The organism is Lacihabitans sp. CS3-21 (assembly GCF_024343675.1).
GTDB lineage: Bacteria > Bacteroidota > Bacteroidia > Cytophagales > Spirosomataceae > Leadbetterella.
The window spans coordinates 1-897 of the sequence record NZ_RJUD01000043.1; the positions used below are offsets into that span (position 1 = coordinate 1).

The following is an 897-nucleotide window of genomic DNA, read 5'->3' on the forward strand; positions in this document are numbered from 1 at the left end:
GAGCTGTGGGTAAAGCTTTAGCCGTTTTTCTAAAATTAGAGGGGAAAAATGTGTGCATTATCAGGGGCAGAATAGATAATACACCAACCCAAATGGAGACCATTTCAATTCAAATGGATGAGGGAATAACTTTGAGGGCTGATCTTGAAGTCAGTTCATTATCTAGTCATGTAAAATTCGATGGCATTTTAGTTATAACCAGCAAATCCTTTGGAAATGAATACTTGGCAGAAACATTAAGTGAAAGAGCTGTTAATCAGCCTATAGTGCTACTTCAAAACGGGTTGGGAGTGGAGTCTGCTTTTGTTAATAAAGGTTTTTCAGATATTCATAGGTGTGTATTGTTTACCACTTGTCAGGTAATGGGCGATAACCTAGTCCGATTCACACCGGTAGCAGAATCTCTTATTGGAAAAATTAATGGGAAATTAGATAGTTTGAATCACATTACAAACCAACTCAATAATCCAATCTTTAAATTTAGGGTTGAAGAAAATATTCAATCTATCATTTGGAAAAAAGCGATAGCCAACTGCGTTTTTAATTCTATTTGTCCTTTATTAGATACAGATAATGGAATTTTCCTTAGGAATGTAGCTGTCATGAATTTGGGACAGACCGTTATTAAAGAATGCGTAAATATTGCCAATATATCAGGAGTAGAAATTTCTGAAAATGAGGTAATTGAAAGTGTAAAAATAATTAGTAAAATGTCGGATGGTCAGCTCATTTCTACTTTGCAAGACATCAATAATAGACGACCTACAGAGATTGAAACCCTAAATTTTGCTATTGTTGCTATAGCCCAAAGATATGGAAAAGAAAATGATGTGACACAAACTAAGCTTCTTGGGGAGTTAACCAAAATGAAGGCCGATCTAAATATAGCCCAATGAT

Annotated in this window: 1 protein-coding gene; it reads left to right on the forward strand. The window is 34.9% G+C overall.

Features of this window, described 5'->3' with window-relative positions:
- The coding region (locus EGI24_RS14215) for a ketopantoate reductase family protein (protein ID WP_255049128.1) at positions 1 to 896 on the forward strand (896 nt) is incomplete at its 5' end.
- Between the last annotated feature and the right edge of the window lies 1 nt (position 897).